Source organism: Halobacillus sp. ABA4_118 (assembly GCF_056160205.1).
The window spans coordinates 756,729-775,195 of sequence record NZ_JBSWWS010000001.1; the positions used below are offsets into that span (position 1 = coordinate 756,729).

Here is an 18,467-nt window from a genome sequence, read left to right on the forward strand (position 1 = left end):
ACTTCCAAGCTGATTTTTTCATGCCATTTTTGACTGGTTGTAAGCATTTCCATAGATATTGTCTATCGTAGGAATGCCGGATTGCTATTTCACTTTCTCTTTTTTCAGGCTTACACTGATGGTGTTCTCCTTTTTGTAGGGACATGTCTTTACGAATAAGCGCTTCGAAATGATTTTATTTACAGAAAGGAAGTCGGAAAAATGACAGATAAACGATCCAGAGAAAGCCTTGTAATTAATACAGACCAAGTGATGATAAACGATTTGAACAACTACAATACATTGTTCGGAGGGGTGTTGATGAAGAAGCTGGATAACAATGCCACCCTTTCTGCAAGAAGGCACGCCAGAGTCAAGGAATGTGTGACAGCGTCGACAGACTCTATCGACTTCCTTCACCCGATTCATCAGACGGATTCGGTTTGTGTGGAATCCTTTGTTTCTTATACAGGAACGAAATCGATGGAGATTTTCTGCAAGGTGATTGCCGAGGATATGATTACCGGGGAGCGGCGGATGGCTGCCACCGCCTTCTTGACGTTTGTAGCTCTGGACGAAAACAAACGTGCCGTGAAAGTTCCAAACGTCATCCCTGAAACCGAAGAAGAGAAGTTCCTTTATAAGTCCGGGGAGGAACGCGCCAAGCGCAGACGATTCCGCCGCGACCATAGTGCTGAGTTAACACGGATCATCGGATTAGAAAAACCATGGGAAAAAGGAGTGGATGAACATGATCAAATTAGCAAGCTTGGGTGAGCTCTATGAGGCAAAAGAAGATATCCAGGACATCCGAACCCGCTACCCGGATGTGTACGCCATTCTCAATCATGTAGTCAGCTTTACACGTCAGCTCCAGATCAAGTACGGATACATGGGGGCCCTCCTGATGGAGGAAGACTTGGAATCCTGCCATCCTGAATTTATCAAAGGATCGATTCTCTCCGTCTACCAAAGGGAAGTGAACCGCTTGAAAAACCACGAGGACTTCCCGGTCGTGCAGGCGTTTCTCGACAAGCACAGGGAAGTCGGAGATGCCAAGCTCTTCCTCCTCATTCTCGGGGCTAAACCAGAGCTGCTGCGCGGTTCTACCATCATGAAGTAAAGAAGAAAATCCCCGGGGGTTTAACAACACCCCGGGGATTTTCTTTCCTCAACGATCATTAAGCACCACTTTTAGAAAGCAGCTGCTCCTGTTGCAGCTTTTCCTGAAGCATGGATACTTTCTCACGCTCTTCTTCCAGCTGCTGCTGCAATTTCTCATTTTCCTTCACAAGAATATCTCTTTGGTCTAACACACGGATCATATCTTCTCTCATAGAATGTCCCCTCTTTCTTTTCAGTTGTTTACCAGTCGACTCAAACTACTACTAGAAACGTTACTTTGTAAAAATTATGTTAAATAATGACGAATTTTGCAACTATAATCTTTCGACAAAAGATAAATACCCCATTGCTGCAGAAATGAACCATGTAAAAAACCTCCAATTTTTGGAGGTTTTTTACAAGATCAATAGATCCACATCGAAAATAGAGCGACTCCGATGCCTACAAAACCAAGCCCGATGCTGTATGGTAAATTCCGCAGCACAATCTGGTAAGGATTTACCTTCAATGCCACAGACGTTAAAGTCACAATCAATCCATACGGCGCCGACGGGACGGTGGCTATCGCACAGACCGAAAGCAGAATGGTAAGGGTCACCGGCGGGAAGGCGCTGGTCAACAGTCCGCTCACCCCTCCAAAGATTCCCATCGTAGCAATCGGATGGACCCCGAGCAGGGTCATCACTAAAAACGCGGCCTGGATGAACAACATGATGAAAACCGGCTGCCCTTCCATTGCGATGAGAGGATCCTGTAAGTATTGGAGATAAGGGGATGCATTCAGCGTTTTCGTTAAGAACGAAAGGGTCAGAAGCAGGACGATAAAGTTATCAAGCCGGTTTGTTTTCCACTTCCATGTCGGCCACCCAATATTCATAAAACTGCGCCTGCGCTTGATCAGCAGCGACCAGACAAAAGCAAACGGAAAAATGGCAATCGTCACGGAAAATAGAAAATCAAGCTGGACGACATTTCCAAGAAAAACAACGAAGCACAAAAATAAAACCAGGGCAGCAATAAACTGCATGAACTTCCGTTTGTTCAATGGAGCTGCTCCTGTGCGGTCGTTTTCTGGAATCGATTCACCCCTGTACGTGAATGTTGCCGCAAACGAATCAAGAGCAATGCCGATCACGGAAATCGCAAGCATCCATGGCAGCACTTGGAGGTAGTCGGCTCCCGTAATAAAGATGGATGTGGCCAGCAGAATCTCCAGCGGGCTCCAAAGAAGAGCGAGCGAATAGCCCCGCAGGGTGACCATCAGAATGAAGTTATTCTTCATCTTCGTGTTCATCTGCTTCAATTTTTCCTTCAGCAGATCCTGAGAGACCGCAGCGGAAGAAAGGTTCAAGAAAGCCGCCAGAGAGACCATCGTAACCTCACTGCGCGTATACAAGCCGCTTAAGCTCTGATCCCCACCTCCGATAAGCGACTGGAGGAGCTTGTTATATCTGCCGGCCTTCACAACACTGTTCATCCACGGAAGCATGGAAATGAGCAGCAGCAGACTGATATTCCCGGCAAAAAATTGAGGGATATCAGAGAGGACCGCATCACTGGAAAAGTAGAAAAATCCGCCGGCTGTCAGCAGCACGGTTCCTAAAATTTTAAAGACGCGGTCCGATCTGGGGAAACTGACGGCCGTCATCACCATCCCCAGGACCCCAATGATTATGTACAGCGTTTCATCTGCCCAGAACGTATGAAGGATATTCAGTAAAAAGACAAACGAGTAGAATAAATAGAGATAATTCGACCAATGGCGCACAGGTATTCTCCTCACTATGGTAGCGTATCCAATGATCTCATCCTATAGAGGAATGGAACTTTTTTCAATCCTAAAGCTCAAAAAGGTGACAACGCCTACAACGTTATCACCTCTCTGTTATTTATCGTTTTTTAGCGAAGAGAAGCGTGGAAGGCTGCCACTGCACGCCTACGTACCCATGTTCAATCAAAGATTTTTGTTCAGCGTAATCCTTCTGCTGAACGGTTACAATGGTAGACTCATCCCACAGCACAGGGCTGGAAATCGGACGATAGAAAATATAGCGGAGCATACCGGCATACTTTTCTTTGACGGCAGCAATGACCATCCCTTGAGAGAACTTATCCTTTAAACTTCCGGGATTTTCAGGGTGAACCGTACAAAAGAGATGAGTCCTGCCGTGGTCAGCTGCGTGGAAAGCCTCCATAATCCAAACACCCATGCTTTTCTGCAGACGGTTCCCTCTGTATTCAGGAAGCACGCATGAAATCTCCTGATGGACGACCTTCTCCCACTCGGCTTCCGGAAGACCGACGTCGCGGCCGAGATTCTCTATGTGCTTTCCTGGATACCATAATGCCCGGAAGGCAGCCAGGGTATCACGCACATAAACCCCGATCAGCAGCCCTCCGCCTGTTAAAATAGTCGTGAACTCTTCTTCGCTCAGCGGCTGCAGCGTCGATGAATCATCAACATGCTGCTCCACTTCCTTCTGCATCGTCTGCAGTTCTTCCAGGGCATCCAAAGAAAGAACATGGACGCTGTACTTCCTTTCCTGTCCTGTTGGTTGATGCTGTAATATCCCTTCGGCAATCATTCTATCCCTGCTTTCCAATCGTGCTGTCGGCAGTCATTTCCTTTGGTGTAAACGTTTCTTTATGGCTCGTTAATTGTTCAATATAGTCGATATCGGGCTCAAAACCGATGCCCGGCTGGTCCGGAACTTTCATTTCACCGCGGTCCATCCTCACTTCCGGATGAATGATGTCACGCTCCCAATAATGACTGGAAGGAGCTGTATCTCCTGGATAAAGGAACTGAGGCAGGGCTGTGACAGCAATGTTGTGCGCCCGGCCGATGCCGGTTTCCAGCATGCCGCCGCACCACATCGGAATATGGTGGTCCTGACAGAGCTTATGAATCTTCAGCGTTTCCTGCAGACCTCCAACACGGCCGATCTTCAAATTGACGATCCTGCAGCTGCCAAGCTCAATCGCTTTCCGGACATCATCATAGGAGTGCAGGCTCTCATCGAGACAGACCGGTGTATTCAAATGCTTCTGCAGTTCCGCATGATCAATGATATCGTCATGAGCCAGCGGCTGTTCAATCATCATCAGGTTCAGATCATCCAGCTGCTTCAGACGGGGAATGTCATCGAGCGTGTAGGCGCAGTTGGCGTCCGCCATCATTTCAAGATCGGGAAACCGGCGGCGGACGGCACGGAGCAGCTCTACATCCCAGCCGGGCTTGATTTTCACTTTGATCCGCTTGTATCCTTCCTTCACATAGCCGGCTATTTTTTCAAGCAGGGCGTCTTTACTTTCCGTAATTCCGATGCTGACGCCCACATCAATGGACGTTTTCGTTCCACCGAGCACTTCGGCCAGTGGACGTCCCTGTTCCTTGGCGTATAAGTCCCAGACCGCCTGCTCCACAGCAGCTTTTGCGTTGAATTGGCCCCGTATGGACTGAAAGCGCTCTGAAACTTCACTCGGATGACCGATCGGTGCTTTCAGCAGTTCGGGCAGAAGAAACTTCCGAAGCATCGGCCAGTTGGTATCAATCGTTTCTTCATTATAAATCGGCTCGTTGATGGATACGGACTCCGCCCAGCCGGAATGACCGTTGGCAGACTGGACTTCCACAAGAATGACGTCCTTATCATATTCAGTCCCGACACTGGTCGTAAATGGATGCAGAAGATCCATTTTAATTTGACGGAGAATCACTTTTTCGATATTCACGGAGTCCCCTCCTTCCAGTCTACTTGATCGGCCTGACGCAGCATTTCATATAAAATATCCCGGCCGGTAATCAGAGCCTTTTTGTTGAAGTTCATGGCTGGATGATGGAGTCCTGGAGTAAGCCCGCACCCAAGTCCGATCATCGTCGCAGACAGTCCACTGTTGTGGAAGGTATAAAAATGAAAGTCCTCCGCTCCCGGTGAAACACACGGCGGTGCCAAAGCATCCTTGGAACAGGCTTCCACCACCGCATTTTCAGCCAGCCCTTCAGCCTTATCGTTTGGGACAGCGGCAGGCGAGAATTCCACCCATTCGCTCCCGATTACTGTTCCTGTTTCCTGCTCGATCTGTTGGATGATTTCCTTCGTCTGGTCGATGAGCTGCTGCAGCCCGTCGTTGGACACGGAGCGGATATCGAACGTCATTCTCGCCGTTTCCGGAATGAGGTTCGCTGCTTCGCCGGAATGCAGTTCTGTCGGCTTCAAGGAATAGCCGGTATCCACATGTACAGCTTTTAGCGAAGCCATCAAGCGGCCCGCAGCTTCGATCGGGTTTCTGGCGAGTTCCGGACGGGCAGCATGAGCGGGTACTCCTTTAATCGTCAGCTTCAATGTAATAATCGCCCCGTGCAGAATCACGGGTGCGGCCTTGCCGTCAGGTACTTCCTGTTCCGGACGCAGATGGATACCGCCTAAGAATTTCACATTCGCAAGGGCTCCGCTTTCCATCATCTGCAACGCCCCGGCTGCCGTTTCTTCCGCGGGCTGGAAGATGAATCGGACCGTATGATGTGGCTTTTCACCGGATTCCATAAGCTTTAATGCGGTATGGAGCACCATCGTACTATGGCCGTCATGACCACACGAGTGATTCGGACGCACTTCCCCGTCCACCTCCTGAACGAGCGCATCCATATCCGCCCTCAACGCAATGACTTCCTCTGTCTCCCCCTTATAATCCACGTAAAATCCATAGTGGCGGGCGAAGCTGTGCACTTGATAGCCGGCATCCTTCAGACGGCTCTGTAAATAATGGGAGGTTTTTTCTTCTTTTCCGCTCGGTTCCGCAAGCGCGTGGAGCGCTTCGTATGTTTGTATCAGGTCATCCTGGTGCTGATTCACGATGCATTCCCCCTTAGAAAATGAGATGGGCTATACCGACAACAATCGGCAGTGTAATGATGGTACGCAATAAAAAAATGAAAACAAGATCTTTGAAGCTTACCGGAAGCTTCGACCCAAGCAGAAGTCCGCCCATTTCCGACATGTAGACAAGCTGGGTGACAGAAACAGAGGCGATGATGAACCGGGTCATTTCACTTTCAATGCCGCTTCCAATAACAGCCGGAAGGAACATATCAGCAAATCCAACGACCATCGTCTGGCCGGCTGCCGATGCTTCCGGCACCTGCATCGCTACAAGCAGCCATTCAAACGGCTTGCCGATGATCGTGAAGAAAGAGGTGAATTCGGCAATGACAACAGCTGCCGTACCGATAGCCATTACGACCGGCATGACACCGATCCACATATCCAGCACGTTTTGCAGTCCTTCTTTCATTGTGGCCTTCGCCCCGCCACTGTGTCGTGCTTTTTCAAGGGCCTGTCCTTTCCCCCATGTGACAACAGATACACCGGACGGAATCAGCTCCTCTGTTCTTCGTTCGGCGCCTTCGTACGTATCATCCGATTTTCTTGAAAGCGGTGGAATCCGCGGCATGATAATCGCAGCGGCCAGACCGGCAATGATAATCGTTGCATAATAAGGCAGGAAGTACGCCTCCATGTTCAAATAAGTGATGACCACAATCGTAAACGTGATGGAAACTATTGAAAACGTGGTCGCTACAACGGCGGACTCCCGCTTCGTGTAATAGCCTTCTTCGTACTGTTTAGAAGTCAGCAGCACTCCGATCGTTCCATCGCCCACCCATGAAGCCAGACAGTCCAGCGAGGATCGTCCCGGAAGTGTAAAAGACGGGCGCATCACTTTCATCAACAGAGCCCCGACGAATTCAAGCAGGCCAAAATTGAGAAGCAGAGGCAGAAGGAATCCTGCCAGAAGAAACGTTGTGAACAACACAGGCAGCAGATCATTCAGGAGCAGTCCGCCGGTCACATCCGATACAAGAAAATCAGGGCCGAAAGCAAACAGCACCATCCACCCGAAGACCATCCCGGCTGTCCGGGTGACGAGCCAGTTGTTACTTACATAGAAGAGATTTTTCATATACGCAGAATTCATGATCCAGCCAGGCTTCATTCCTCTGGCCAGGATGGAACCTAAAACAGAAATCGTGATGACCGCTACTGTAAAAGCTGGTATATATGCACCAAGAGCACCGTTGATGCTGTTGGCAAAATAGGCTACCGGAACAGTCATGCCTGATTCTGTACGAATAGGAACGATAAAAAATAAAAGACCGAATAATGACGGCAGTATAAATTTCCAGTAATCCTTCTTCGTATAGGTTTTCTCTGTAACATTCGACGTCTGAAACTCTCCCTGCATAATCCCCACTCCTTTTTTTATAGGTCCCTACTCTAAAAACATCCCCCGCTCTGCATACATCAGTTCAATTTTCTGCTGCCTCGCTTTCACCTGTTCCGAGTACTTGTCCGCTGCCGTCTGGATAACCATTTCAGAAACGCTGACGGCCCCCGCAATAGAATGATAGTCCGTCTCCATCCGCTCTTCTGTCGTAATCGTCACATCCGCTTCCCTGCCAACCGGTGACAAAGGCTTATCTGTGAAGGCGATGATGGATGCGCCGGCTTTCCCGGCAGCGTCTGACAGCTCTTTTCCTTCTATCCGATACCTCGGGAAAGAAAAAATGACGACCGCGGACCGTTGATCGATATCTATCATTTCCTCAGGGAGCAGTCCCTCAGCGCTGAAAAGGGACACGCGGTCTCTCAGCTGTCTCAGCGCGTAGTAAAACCAATACCCGGCTGCATAAGAACCTCCGAAGCCCCCGATGAATACCCGGTCCGCTTTCATCATGACCTCCGCTGCATGCAGGATTTCCTCCGGATTCAGCTGATCCATCATATGAGCAAACACTTTCTTTTCCTGTTCCGCCACTTGATAAAACCGGTCTTCTTCCTTTACCTGCCCTGACATCGGAGAAGACTGAGAGGACTGAAGCCAGTTGGAGCGGATGGCGTCCTGCATATGGGAATACCCGCGGAACCCAAGCACATTGGCCAGACGGATGACCGTCGTTTCGCTGACGCCGACATTCCGCCCCAGCTGTGAAGCAGTTATAATGGCTCCTTCCTCTTTATGCTCAATCAAATAAGAAGCCACTTTTTTCTGGCCCTGAGATAAAGAGGGATAATACGTCTTAATGGTCTGAAGGATCGGTTCCTCCATCTTCCTCCTCCTTTCTAAGAATGTGTGAAGTTTTTCCTTCGTTTCTATTAATCTACCGTACTTTTTCCTTCATATCAATAATTATTAGAAAATTCAATAATAAAGCTGTCCCTCTTAATAGAGGAACAGCTTTATTTTTCATATAAACGGACGCTTACCAAATAAGCCAGCAACCCTATAATAGGAATACATCCCATCCAATGTCTCTGATTCTCCCTGCCATACTTCCGCTCCCGCCGGTAGATAACGTACACAGCCAGTGCGGTCAAGACGAAGAAATCAACCGTCATCACATGAACAAACTGTGACACTTGAAAGGCGTTTCCGTATGCAGCCGGACTGCCCAGAATAACTCCGTAGAAGAAAAGAGCTGCTGTTCCAAGAGTCATTACTACGAGGAGAACCTTTGAACGAAGCACCTTTACCACCCAGGCGGGCGTTCTTACCTTTCGATCTGATCCCCTTCCGGCTAAGAAAAAATAAGGCATCAAAGCAAAAGCCCCCAGCATAAAGGAGCCGATGACGAAAGGCCATACAGGTACGCGGTCGTCATCCTCCCCAAGTAGAAAAGCCGCAAAAGTTATCGGGTAAATCCCTAAAAAGCTGAACACCATAAGGAGCATCGGATCAGGATCATTCATTTGGATCAGCTGGGTAAGATAACCTTCGTTCCCATCCGGAGCTATGAAGACGGCGTATAAGATAAAAAGCATCCACAATACGAAAAATAAAGAACGCCGCAGCGTCATTTCCCTTCCCTCCTGTCATCAACAGTACTTGTCTATCTCCTGTATTGATTTCACATAAACCATACCTGACAAAAAAGGATCTGAACCTTCTTTTTTTCCTCTAAAAGGGGGATGCTTCTTTGGCAGGAAAGAAGCATCCCCCTCTTTTCAACTAGGAGTCTATCGATTGAATGACGCATTCGACCGCTTCCGTTAAATCCCGCTGCGGCCAGCTCGGAAGCTTCCCGTGCTGTACAGCCAGTTCGTGTGAGGCAGGGAGGTGAATGAACCCGGCAGGAACCTGTTCTTCTTTCTTTTGAAAATGATAGAGCACCTGATACATCACATGATTACATAGATACGTCCCAGCCGTGTTCGAAATTTCCGCGGGATATCCGCTATCATGGAGAACTTCCACAAATCTATGAATCGGCAGCGATGAAAACAGGCCATCAGGTCCTCCCTCATGAATCGGTTCCCCGTCCGGCATGTTTCCTTTATTATCTCTTTCCCTGCTCTCATTACAGTTGACTGCAATCCGCTCCGGAGTGATGGTATGCCTTCCTGCTGCCAGTCCGAGGGATATGACCAGATCCGGCTGGACACCTTCGACATGATATAGAACTTCCTCTCCGGACGTATGATAATCGACAGAGAGAATACGTCCCTCAACGTGATATCCGTTGATCCGGCGGCCATGAAGCTGATTTACGATTTGTTCAGTTGGATTGATTGGAAAGTTGAGAAACGGTTCGAAACCAGTAAGTAAAAGTGTCGGCACATTTCCATCCCCTTTCGTTCAGAATAACTTTATAAAAGGTAATATTATCCACATTAAAGTTTTCCCTCTATCTTCATATAAAAACCTTCAAACCAATAAAAAAATCATTACAAATCCCAATAAAGCTGTAATACTACTTAAACGAATGAATAAACGAACAATTTTTAATATGATTAAAATAATGTTCGTTTATTAGGTTGTGCAAGAAGATGTCCTCTGTTATAGTAAACCCGTATCCAACTTCATAGCGTACTCGTATATTTTCAGTAATACGGTCTGAGCGTCTCTACCTGGTTCCCATTTAAGAACCGGACTACGAGTTACATGTGTACATCTGTGTCCCCATTGGCACAGTCCTGTTGTATATGTGAACTTTAATGTCTGAAGGTAGGACCCATTTTCTACTTTCAGGCATTTTTATATTGAGGCGGCGTTAAGGTGGATAACAACATCAAAGGAGCTTTCACATATGTCTTATCTCGCACGCACACTTACATTTGCACTTCTTTCCATCCTTTTATTAGCAGGGTGCAGCAGCAATGAATCAGATGCAGAAACCAGCGCAGAAGAAGAAACACAGCAGCCCATCCTTATCCAGGGGCCGATGCCGATAGAAGCGGAGAACTTTGCGGAACGCCTTGAAAACGTAGAAGAGGAAGAATCCGGTACGTTTGTTTTTTATAAAGGAACGGTGGATGACTATCCTGTCATTGTCATGAAAACAGGCAAAGGCATGGAAAATACAGCGGCTGCAACGGCCTTGGCCATCGAAAAGTTCAACCCGGCAGCCATCATCAATCAGGGCACATCCGGCGGGCACGATCCGGAATTGAATGTTTTTGATATCGTCCTTGGAGAGCGCACGGTCAACCTCGGTTCCTTGAAGACAGGGAACCGTGCAGAAGGAGAAGGCATCGCACCGAAGGAATGGATTCCGATGGACTTGATGGCATCTGAAGGAAGTGCCGGGGAAGATCCAGATGCTGAAAACATCCGCTACTTTGAAGGAGACAAAGGCCTCCTGGAAGCAGCCAAAGCAGTCAAGGAAACGCACACGGAAGGGAAAGTCGTGGAAGGTACCATTGGTTCCGCAGATGTCTGGAACAATGAAGTCGACCGCATTCAATGGTTCCACGAAAACTTCGAATCCAGCGTAGAAGAAATGGAAGGAGCCGCCGGTGCACAGATCGCCAAAGCGTATGATACCCCGTACCTCGGCATCCGCATCCTTTCCAACAATAAAACCAACGGCGGCGAATACAATCCAGAAACCGCCGCATCCAACCAGGACTACGTCTATGAAGTTGTCCAAGAGTACATCCAAACCAAAGAATGAAAACAAAAGGCAGCTCTGCATGAGCTGCCTTTCCTTCACCCCAAATTCACTTCATCTTGTGCACACACATAGCTCAACACTGTATCTTTAATCGGAACATCCACTTTCCCGTTCAACCCATCCAGAGCCAGCACATCGTAGCCTTTTCCATCTTTGACATAACCGAGCCAGTACGGCACGTAGACGACAAAGCGGTTCACGATTTCCACATGAATTTTCTCACGGCGCTTTTCTTTCGAGAACATTTCCCAGTACAGCACTTCACGTGCTTCCTGCTTCGACACATCCCCCTGCACTCGCCAGAAGCTTTGGCTGCTTTCTTCCACTGGAAGATCAACAGGCAGAATAGCACTCATGCGGCTTAACGGTTCGATTGCCATCCGTCCTTCCAGACCGTCTGGAAGCGAGTGAGTGACCGCCTTATAATCAAAGCAGTAAAAGGGGATGTATACCTGCTCCATGGATGTCAGCTGTTTCGTGTTTCTGAGTTTCTTCCATATGCCGGTGTGAAGCTGCCCGGCCATTTTTTTGACGGCTTCCTCTTTTTCAATGACAGGTTGAAGGTAGTGAGTCATGGATTGTCCTCCTTATAAATTCTGCAGATACATCAGGAAGGCAAAGACGACGAAGAAATATACCACAAGATAGATCGGCCATTTTTTCGTTTTCTTCTCTTCCTCGATTTCCTCGACGGCTGCGGCTGCTTCCGCCCGTCCCTGCAGGGTTTCCTGGACGTTTTTCTTTGTCCGATCGATCGTCAGTCCTTCCAGCTTTTCCTTTGGAGGCGCTTTCGATAACAGGCTGACGGCATAACCGGCCGCAACTGCGATTACCGCACCGACAAGGTTATTGTACAGCCAGGAAATTTCCGCAAAAGCGTTCACGGCCCAGACGGCAAGCATTCCGGCAATGACACCGGCAAAGGCGCCTGTTCCATTGACACGCTTCGTAAAGATCGCAAGGATGAACACACCGAGCAGGGCTCCGTAGAAGTAGGAACCAATCTGGTTGACCGCTTCAATTACCGGTCCGAGGTTGCCGGCAAAGAAGGCGAAGATCGTTGCATAAATGCCCCAGAATACTGTTGCATAACGGGACGCTTTCAAGTAATGTTCTTCGGACTGGTTTTTCTTCATGAATTTGCTGTAAAAGTCACGCACAGATACAGCAGACAAGGAGTTCAGCGCAGAGTCCAGGCTGGACATCGCTGCAGCGAATACTCCGGCAATGATCAATCCGGAAATCCCGACCGGAAGCTCATTCACAACAAAACGCGGGAACAATTCGTTCAGGTTATTGATGTTCGGATCTCCAGCATATTGATAGAAAATGTACAACAGTACACCAATGAGCAGGAACAACAGCATCTGTGGAATCAACAGGACACCACTAAGTACAAGAGACAGCTTACTTTCACGAATCGATTTACTCGTCAGCACACGCTGGATCTGACTTTGATCGGTACCAAAGTAGGCCGCATGCAGGAAGAAACCACCGATCACTCCGGCCCATATGCTGTATTCCACACTCAAATCTGTAGAGAAATCGATCGACTCCAGCATGCCCGTCTGGGACGCTGTCGACATGACTTCTCCCCATCCGCCGGGAACATCCTGGAAGATGATGAAGACACTCAGCCCCGCACCGATCCAGAGAACGACCATCTGAATGACGTCCGTCCAGATGACGGCGCTGATACCGCCAAGGACGGTATAGGAAACAGCGATTACGGCCATGAGGATGATCATGATGTTGACGTCAACACCAGTAATGACCGACAACACAAGCGCCGGCGCATACAGGACGACCCCTGTAGCAAGACCGCGGGCAATCAGGAACAATCCAGCTGTTAATGTACGCGTTTTCACATCAAACCGGCGTTCCAGATATTCATAGGCCGTATAGACTTCCGTTTTATAGAAGAACGGAACGATCGTCGCAATGAGGAAGGCCATGGCAAGCGGCACGTTGATGAACGTGATGATCCGCGTCAGCCCTCCGTCATAGCCCCATCCCGGGGCCCCGATAAACGTGATGGCACTGGCCTGAGTCGCCATGACCGACAGACCGATCGCCCACCACGGGATGCTTCTCCCACCAAGAAAATAATCTTTTGTCGACTTCTGGTTTTTTCCGAAGGCCGCTCCGATAAAAGCGGTTCCAAGTACATATACGACAAAAATGATGTAATCAATGACTGTAAAACTGCTCATTTTGTCCTCTCCCCATTTCGTTGATCTATCGTATAGACATCCATAAACCGGCGGGCTGCCTGCTTCAACAGTTCAGGTCCCTGTCCAACAGCATCTTTTAGTGTCATCGGTTTGTCGACGATCGGAAGCACGGCCAGAAGCCCTTCCTTCTCTGCTTCGGACAAGTCTCCTTCCATCATGCCCGCAAAAGCGACACACGGCACCTGATGCTTTTTCGCTAGTCTCGAAAGACCGATCGGCCCTTTGCCGTACAGCGATTGGGCATCGACTTTCCCTTCTCCGGTGATCACAAGATCCGCTCCGGCAATCTGCTCTTCCAGCTTTCCGAGTTCTGCAATCATTTCAAATCCGCTCTCCACATGGTAATCATCCAACAGACTGAATAAAGAAAAACCGAAGCCTCCGGCCGCACCGCTCCCATCCTTCTCACGGACGATCCTTCCGGTGTGCTGTTCGATCACAGCTGCATACCTCGTCATGCTGTCCTCGAGTTCGGCCAGGCACGATTCGTCTGCACCTTTCTGCGGGCCGAAAATCATCACCGCTCCTTCTTTTCCAAGCAGCGGGTTGGAGACATCTGAGGCAATCCGCCATTCCACACCTTTCACCCTCTGCTTGAAGGCGTCTGCCTTGACGTCCGCTACTTTTCCAAGCTCCCTGCCATTCATGTCCAGCTCATTTCCGTCCTCATCGACATACTGAACGCCTAACGCCTGGAAAAATCCGCTTCCGGCATCAACGGTGGCACTGCCGCCAAGGCCGAGGATGATCGTTTCTGCTCCTTTTTCAATCGCCGCCTTCGCCAGTTCCCCGGTCCCGTAGGTGGACGCTTGAAGAGGGTTCTTTTCTTCGTCATTCAAAAGAGGAAGACCGGAAGCGGAAGCTGTTTCAATCACAGCCATCCGCTCCTCCGGAATCCATCCAAAAGAGGCGGTTATTTTTCTTCCTAATGGATCATGAACCGTCTCTTCAATCAGTTCCCCGTCAAACATCTGCATCAAAGCTTCAACGGTCCCTTCACCACCGTCCGCCATCGGAATGGACTGAACATCAACCGTAGAGTCACTTGCTTTAAGTCCCTGCTTCACCGCTTCGCAGGCTTCTGCACTGCTCATCGATCCTTTAAAAGAATCCGGCGCTACAATGATTTTCATTGTTCTCCCGCCTTCAGCCACAGCGCTCCGTAAGGCTGGACCGTTATTTTTTCTTCCGTCGTGTAGGACACTCCGCTTAAAGCATCAACAAACGCTTCTGACTGCAATGGAGCCTGGAACTCTTCCGTATCCACTTCCACAGCTTCTTCAGAGACGTTCACAATCGAAACAAGTTCACCACCGCGGATGATGGTAAACAACCGGTCATCCAGGAACAGCACTTCCTGCTTGGCGTTCGGGTGGAAGGCTTTCTGCTGTTTGCGAAGTTCGATTCTGTCCATAAACGTCGTGAATACCCGGTTTCGCAAAGTCCCTTCCGTATCGAGGTCTTTCTGAAGCTTGTCTGCCTCGAGCTTCTCACGATTAATGGAACGGTTCCTTCCTGTCGCTTCGACTCCTGCCAAGTCATTCAGTGACCCGAGCAGACTGTGCACGTAAATGCCGGGAACACCTTTGACAGAAAGAAGGATCGTCTGCGCAGCAAGGAAACGGTCGACCGCATCGTGAGGCGTCTCTTCCGGCTTCGTCAATGCACTTAAATAGTTGATATTCAGTTCATATGGACTCTTTGTACCGTCTCCATTATCTTTGTAGGAAACGAATCCTCCCTGTTCCTTCGCACGATCAGCAAGACTCTGTACTTCCCCATCATTTAAAATCCCTTCCACAGGACGAAGTCCGACGCCGTCGTGGGAAGCCAGGAAATTGAAGAATGACGTATGATCGCTCGTGTCTTCCAACGCATCAGCCCACTCGGAAAGATGGCGGGCATTTCCGGAAACAAACGAGTGCAGTGTCAATGGCGGCAGTGGGAATTGATAGACCATGTGCGCTTCATTGTGTCCGCTCCCGAAGTAGCTGATGTTATCTTTGTGCGGCACATTGGTTTCCGTAATCACGATCGTACCCGGGGAAATTTCCTCCAGGACGTGGCGCATCACTTGAACGATTTTGTGCGTTTCCTCAAGGTGGATGCTCGTTGTGCCAAGCTGCTTCCACAAAAAGCCGATCGCATCCAGACGCAGATAGCGCGCGCCATGCTGGACGTATGCGGCAAGAATTTGAAGCACTTCTGCGAATAACGCCTCACTCTCATAATTCAAATCGATCTGATCATCACTGAACGTGGTCCAGACATATTTTGCCCCTTCGGCGTGCTCCACTTTTGTTAAGAGTGGTAGAGCCCGCGGACGGACAACCGAACTATAATCAAGCGAAGGATCGGATTCCACAAAGTAATCCTGGTATTCCTCTTCCCCTTTTAGGTAATTTTGGAACCAATTACTTTTTCTTGAAATGTGGTTGATGACCGCATCAAACATCAAGTCGTAATCCTCGGACAATTCGTGCACATTATCCCAGTCACCAAGCTCCGGGTTGACCTCCAGATAATCCTGGACAGAAAAACCGTCATCCGATGTGAACGGGTAAAACGGGAGAATGTGTACGGAATTGATGGTCTGCCCGACATACTCCTGCAGAAACTGTTTCAGCGTTGTGAGCGGATTTCCCCCCTCCTGCTTGATGGAGTCTCCGTACGTAATCAACATCACATCGCGTTCATCCACCCAGTCCTTCGCCTGGGGCTTCTGCTTATAATTATCTATAATATCAAGCGTTTTCCTGTAAAGACGCTCTCCTTTTTCCTTTCCATATACGTCATAAAGGTTCTGTTTAATTTGATCGACAGCCGTTTGAGTCATTTTGTCCCCTCCAAAAATGATGTTAACGCTATCATAAGGGAAATAAGGGATGCTTTCCATGTTACAAACACCAATAATACAAACGTTTTCACAGATTTATTTTGGTATATAGAACAAAAGAGAAGCTCAATCCGCTTCTCTTTCAGGTGATTTTATGGAAGGCAAGCGCCATCTGCAGTAATGTCGAATCATTGATATCACGGGGATCGTAACCGGTCACATCCTTAATTTTCTTCAACCGGTACTGAAGCGTGTTTTTATGAATGTGAAGTACCTCTGAGGTCGCTTTAATCGAACCCTTTTGTTGATAAAATGTCTCCAGGGTATGCTGCCAGTCTGGAATGGACCCGAGGTCTTCGGGCTGGAGCTTTCTTATAATGAAATCACGACGTACGGATTCAGGCACATCATACATGAGTGACTCCACGCCTAAATCTTCATAGAAATAAAGCGGTTGATGGTGATCAGATGCATAGCGGAGCGCACGGTCGGCCTCTTCCACCGATTTCCACATCGCACCGGGGGTCCGGCACAGGCTACCGACACCGCCAGAGCTCTCCTGTTCATACGTCTTCAGCAGCGCTTCCTGGATTTCCCGTACCCGTGCATTGACTCTTGCTTTTTGGTAGAGCGGATCTTTATGTTCGTTCACAGACAGCAGGATCATATAGCGGGAACTGCCATCCGGGATCAGTACATGTTCATTGTAGTCCGGAAAGTGGCGGTGGATCAGCTTTTCTACGTTTCTCCGGTACCGCTGCATCTGCACTTCATCATTGACATCTCCGAGAGGGGATCCCAATTTGTCATACCAGTAATCCTGAAAACCGCTGAGCTCCAGCAGCACAGCCACCCGGGGTTTATAAATGTTGATGCCGAACATCCATCCCCTTGTCGCAAACAGCTTTTCATCCTGATACTGATTGCGGATCCATTCGTTCACAAACGTTTCCCTTGCCTGCGTCTCAAGCTCCACCTGCTCATCAAGATACGCTTCCTTAATGAGGATTTCCGTCATTTTTTGAAGCAGCGCGCCCTGCTGGCTGAGCTCCTCCGGTTCACCAGTGATCCCGATCACCCCGACGATCTGTTTATGCAGACGGACAGGAAGATTGATCCCGGCTTTCGCTCCTTCATACGTTTCTTTCGACGATATGACTAACGTATGGCCGGTTTCCAGCACTTTGGCTGCCCCCTCGTGAAAATCACCGATCCGCTTTTTATCAAGACTGGCGATGATTTTCGCCTTTTCATCCATAAAGTTGATATTTTTGTTCATGATCGGTTCGGTTTCCTGAACAATCGATTGAGCTACCTCTCTTGGGATCAGCATTCCCATTCCCCTCTCCGTCGTTCTTCTTATTATTCATCCTAGCACAGATTCCAGGAAGGAGATGGTCATATTCCCCTCTTTCGGCCTATATAGTGGTCTTACGATACTCTGGGAGGAATGATGGAATGACAGAAGATCAAAAACCGGTATTTTTCAAGAGGAAAATGTTCTGGATCCATACGGCTGCTGCGTTGGTGATATTCTTTACTGCATTTTTCATCGGTTCCTACACCCGTACCATTTCTTTAAATGAAGAAAAGCTGAAGTACGAAGAAGTAACAATGGAAATAGAAAAAGTTGAAAAAAGGTTCATCCAAAAACAAGGCGACCAGAAGGATTTAGAGAAGGATGTTGAGCTCCTCGACGAGAAAAAAGAGGAAATAAATGAACAGGTCAAGGCATTGGAAAAGGATTTAAGTGAGGCTGAAGCTCTGGTGGCGGAAAAAGATACACTTCAGGCAGATCTCAAGAAGCTGGAAGAATCAAAGAAATCCAAGGACAGTGAATTGGATGCTGTTGAAGCGGAAATAGATACGAAGAAGGAAGAACTGGCCATCGTAACCGGAAAAATCATTGAATTAAAAGAAGAACCGAAAACGCTCTCCGCCGGATTCTTCACTGTAGGGAAAGACATTCCTGCCGCCCGCTACAAAGTAACCCCGAATGGGAACGGCAACTTCTTTGTGAATGAAGGAGCTAAAGTCAATATCATGATTGGAAGTGGAAGCTTCTATGAGAGCGAATATATCTTTGAGGCGTTGGAAGGCGACGAAATCGAACTGACCACATCTGCCCATTTTACACCCATTCAATAGTTTTCCACCCTGCTTCCATTTATAATAGGAAGCAGGGTTGAACATCTCTCCCTTTCCCTCCAAGACCTCACACAAATATGTCCAACTTTTGAACAGGAAAACGCTTTAATGAAAACAGGACAAGCCTATTGTGAATTATTTCACAAAACTCATTGATTTCATGTTGGAAATATTGCACAATATAAATGTG

18 protein-coding genes and 1 riboswitch are annotated in these 18,467 nt (G+C 48.4%); of the genes, 4 read left to right on the top strand and 14 right to left on the bottom strand.

Features of this window, described 5'->3' with window-relative positions; translation table 11 throughout:
• Positions 1–201 precede the first annotated feature (201 nt).
• Positions 202–756, top strand: coding sequence for an acyl-CoA thioesterase (locus ACXAGL_RS03825; protein ID WP_474969579.1), 555 nt, complete (start codon positions 202–204; stop codon positions 754–756).
• The gene (locus ACXAGL_RS03830) at positions 731–1,102 is read left to right on the top strand and encodes a hypothetical protein (protein ID WP_474970959.1); all 372 of its coding nucleotides are present in this window, start codon (positions 731–733) and stop codon (positions 1,100–1,102) included. The genes ACXAGL_RS03825 and ACXAGL_RS03830 overlap by 26 nt, the downstream gene beginning before the upstream one ends.
• 58 nt (positions 1,103–1,160) lie before the next feature.
• Here ACXAGL_RS03830 and ACXAGL_RS03835 read toward each other — a convergent pair whose 3' ends face one another.
• The 9 genes from ACXAGL_RS03835 to ACXAGL_RS03875 all read right to left on the bottom strand — a co-directional run bounded on the left by ACXAGL_RS03835 (position 1,161) and on the right by ACXAGL_RS03875 (position 9,723).
• Positions 1,161–1,316 (bottom strand): hypothetical protein, encoded by a 156-nt coding sequence (locus ACXAGL_RS03835; protein ID WP_474969581.1) that lies wholly within the window; start codon positions 1,314–1,316, stop codon positions 1,161–1,163.
• Positions 1,317–1,507: 191 nt separating this feature from the next.
• The gene (locus tag ACXAGL_RS03840) at positions 1,508–2,872 is read right to left on the bottom strand and encodes a hypothetical protein (RefSeq protein WP_474989929.1); all 1,365 of its coding nucleotides are present in this window, start codon (positions 2,870–2,872) and stop codon (positions 1,508–1,510) included.
• A 121-nt stretch (positions 2,873–2,993) separates the two neighbouring features.
• Positions 2,994–3,689, bottom strand: coding sequence for a GNAT family N-acetyltransferase (locus ACXAGL_RS03845; protein ID WP_474989931.1), 696 nt, complete (start codon positions 3,687–3,689; stop codon positions 2,994–2,996).
• Position 3,690: 1 nt separating this feature from the next.
• Positions 3,691–4,839, bottom strand: a complete 1,149-nt coding sequence (menC, locus tag ACXAGL_RS03850) for an o-succinylbenzoate synthase (protein WP_474989933.1) — start codon at positions 4,837–4,839, stop codon at positions 3,691–3,693.
• Positions 4,836–5,960, bottom strand: coding sequence for an amidohydrolase (locus ACXAGL_RS03855; protein ID WP_474989935.1), 1,125 nt, complete (start codon positions 5,958–5,960; stop codon positions 4,836–4,838). Before ACXAGL_RS03855 ends, menC begins: the two co-directional genes overlap by 4 nt.
• A 13-nt stretch (positions 5,961–5,973) precedes the next feature.
• A complete protein-coding gene (locus ACXAGL_RS03860) occupies positions 5,974–7,350 on the bottom strand; it encodes a YjiH family protein (RefSeq protein WP_474970954.1) in 1,377 nt (458 codons plus the stop codon).
• 27 nt (positions 7,351–7,377) lie between these two features.
• On the bottom strand, positions 7,378–8,214 hold the full coding sequence (locus tag ACXAGL_RS03865) for a MurR/RpiR family transcriptional regulator (protein WP_474969587.1): 837 nt from the start codon (positions 8,212–8,214) through the stop codon (positions 7,378–7,380).
• A 131-nt stretch (positions 8,215–8,345) separates the two neighbouring features.
• Positions 8,346–8,963 (bottom strand): hypothetical protein, encoded by a 618-nt coding sequence (locus ACXAGL_RS03870; protein WP_474989937.1) that lies wholly within the window; start codon positions 8,961–8,963, stop codon positions 8,346–8,348.
• Between the two features lie 151 nt (positions 8,964–9,114).
• Positions 9,115–9,723 (bottom strand): pyroglutamyl-peptidase I, encoded by a 609-nt coding sequence (locus tag ACXAGL_RS03875; RefSeq protein WP_474989939.1) that lies wholly within the window; start codon positions 9,721–9,723, stop codon positions 9,115–9,117.
• A 233-nt stretch (positions 9,724–9,956) separates the two neighbouring features.
• A riboswitch (purine riboswitch) is annotated at positions 9,957–10,059 on the top strand.
• A 133-nt stretch (positions 10,060–10,192) separates the two neighbouring features.
• On the opposite strand from ACXAGL_RS03875, the gene ACXAGL_RS03880 reads away from it, so the two are divergent.
• Complete coding sequence (locus ACXAGL_RS03880) at positions 10,193–11,059, top strand: 5'-methylthioadenosine/S-adenosylhomocysteine nucleosidase (protein ID WP_474989941.1); 867 nt, start codon at positions 10,193–10,195, stop codon at positions 11,057–11,059.
• Between the two features lie 35 nt (positions 11,060–11,094).
• Here the strand turns inward: ACXAGL_RS03880 and ACXAGL_RS03885 are convergent, their stop codons facing one another.
• From ACXAGL_RS03885 to ACXAGL_RS03905, 5 genes are all read right to left on the bottom strand, one after another.
• Positions 11,095–11,634, bottom strand: coding sequence for a hypothetical protein (locus ACXAGL_RS03885; protein WP_474969591.1), 540 nt, complete (start codon positions 11,632–11,634; stop codon positions 11,095–11,097).
• 12 nt (positions 11,635–11,646) lie between these two features.
• Complete coding sequence (locus tag ACXAGL_RS03890) at positions 11,647–13,272, bottom strand: sodium:solute symporter family protein (protein ID WP_474989943.1); 1,626 nt, start codon at positions 13,270–13,272, stop codon at positions 11,647–11,649.
• Positions 13,269–14,426, bottom strand: a complete 1,158-nt coding sequence (locus tag ACXAGL_RS03895) for a glycerate kinase (protein ID WP_474989945.1) — start codon at positions 14,424–14,426, stop codon at positions 13,269–13,271. The genes ACXAGL_RS03890 and ACXAGL_RS03895 overlap by 4 nt, the downstream gene beginning before the upstream one ends.
• Complete coding sequence (locus tag ACXAGL_RS03900; RefSeq protein ID WP_474989947.1) at positions 14,423–16,129, bottom strand: sugar phosphorylase; 1,707 nt, start codon at positions 16,127–16,129, stop codon at positions 14,423–14,425. Before ACXAGL_RS03900 ends, ACXAGL_RS03895 begins: the two co-directional genes overlap by 4 nt.
• Positions 16,130–16,271: 142 nt before the next feature.
• Positions 16,272–17,462 carry a CdaR family transcriptional regulator gene (locus ACXAGL_RS03905; protein WP_474969595.1) on the bottom strand — a complete coding sequence of 397 codons (1,191 nt, stop codon included), beginning with the start codon at positions 17,460–17,462 and terminating at the stop codon, positions 16,272–16,274.
• A gap of 125 nt (positions 17,463–17,587) precedes the next feature.
• On the opposite strand from ACXAGL_RS03905, the gene ACXAGL_RS03910 reads away from it, so the two are divergent.
• Positions 17,588–18,277, top strand: a complete 690-nt coding sequence (locus ACXAGL_RS03910; protein WP_160837903.1) for a hypothetical protein — start codon at positions 17,588–17,590, stop codon at positions 18,275–18,277.
• The last annotated feature ends 190 nt before the right edge of the window (positions 18,278–18,467 follow it).

Excerpts from the sequence above, each read along its gene's own strand:
- ACXAGL_RS03825 (WP_474969579.1), top strand. The coding sequence starts at position 202 with ATGACAGATAAACGATCCAGAGAAAGCCTTGTAATTAATACAGACCAA.
- ACXAGL_RS03830 (WP_474970959.1), top strand. The coding sequence starts at position 731 with ATGATCAAATTAGCAAGCTTGGGTGAGCTCTATGAGGCAAAAGAAGAT.
- ACXAGL_RS03835 (WP_474969581.1), bottom strand. The coding sequence starts at position 1,316 with ATGAGAGAAGATATGATCCGTGTGTTAGACCAAAGAGATATTCTTGTG.
- ACXAGL_RS03845 (WP_474989931.1), bottom strand. The coding sequence starts at position 3,689 with ATGATTGCCGAAGGGATATTACAGCATCAACCAACAGGACAGGAAAGG.
- ACXAGL_RS03860 (WP_474970954.1), bottom strand. The coding sequence starts at position 7,350 with ATGCAGGGAGAGTTTCAGACGTCGAATGTTACAGAGAAAACCTATACG.
- ACXAGL_RS03865 (WP_474969587.1), bottom strand. The coding sequence starts at position 8,214 with ATGGAGGAACCGATCCTTCAGACCATTAAGACGTATTATCCCTCTTTA.
- ACXAGL_RS03870 (WP_474989937.1), bottom strand. The coding sequence starts at position 8,963 with ATGACGCTGCGGCGTTCTTTATTTTTCGTATTGTGGATGCTTTTTATC.
- ACXAGL_RS03880 (WP_474989941.1), top strand. The coding sequence starts at position 10,193 with ATGTCTTATCTCGCACGCACACTTACATTTGCACTTCTTTCCATCCTT.
- ACXAGL_RS03885 (WP_474969591.1), bottom strand. The coding sequence starts at position 11,634 with ATGACTCACTACCTTCAACCTGTCATTGAAAAAGAGGAAGCCGTCAAA.
- ACXAGL_RS03890 (WP_474989943.1), bottom strand. The coding sequence starts at position 13,272 with ATGAGCAGTTTTACAGTCATTGATTACATCATTTTTGTCGTATATGTA.
- ACXAGL_RS03895 (WP_474989945.1), bottom strand. The coding sequence starts at position 14,426 with ATGAAAATCATTGTAGCGCCGGATTCTTTTAAAGGATCGATGAGCAGT.
- ACXAGL_RS03900 (WP_474989947.1), bottom strand. The coding sequence starts at position 16,129 with ATGACTCAAACGGCTGTCGATCAAATTAAACAGAACCTTTATGACGTA.
- ACXAGL_RS03905 (WP_474969595.1), bottom strand. The coding sequence starts at position 17,462 with ATGCTGATCCCAAGAGAGGTAGCTCAATCGATTGTTCAGGAAACCGAA.
- ACXAGL_RS03910 (WP_160837903.1), top strand. The coding sequence starts at position 17,588 with ATGACAGAAGATCAAAAACCGGTATTTTTCAAGAGGAAAATGTTCTGG.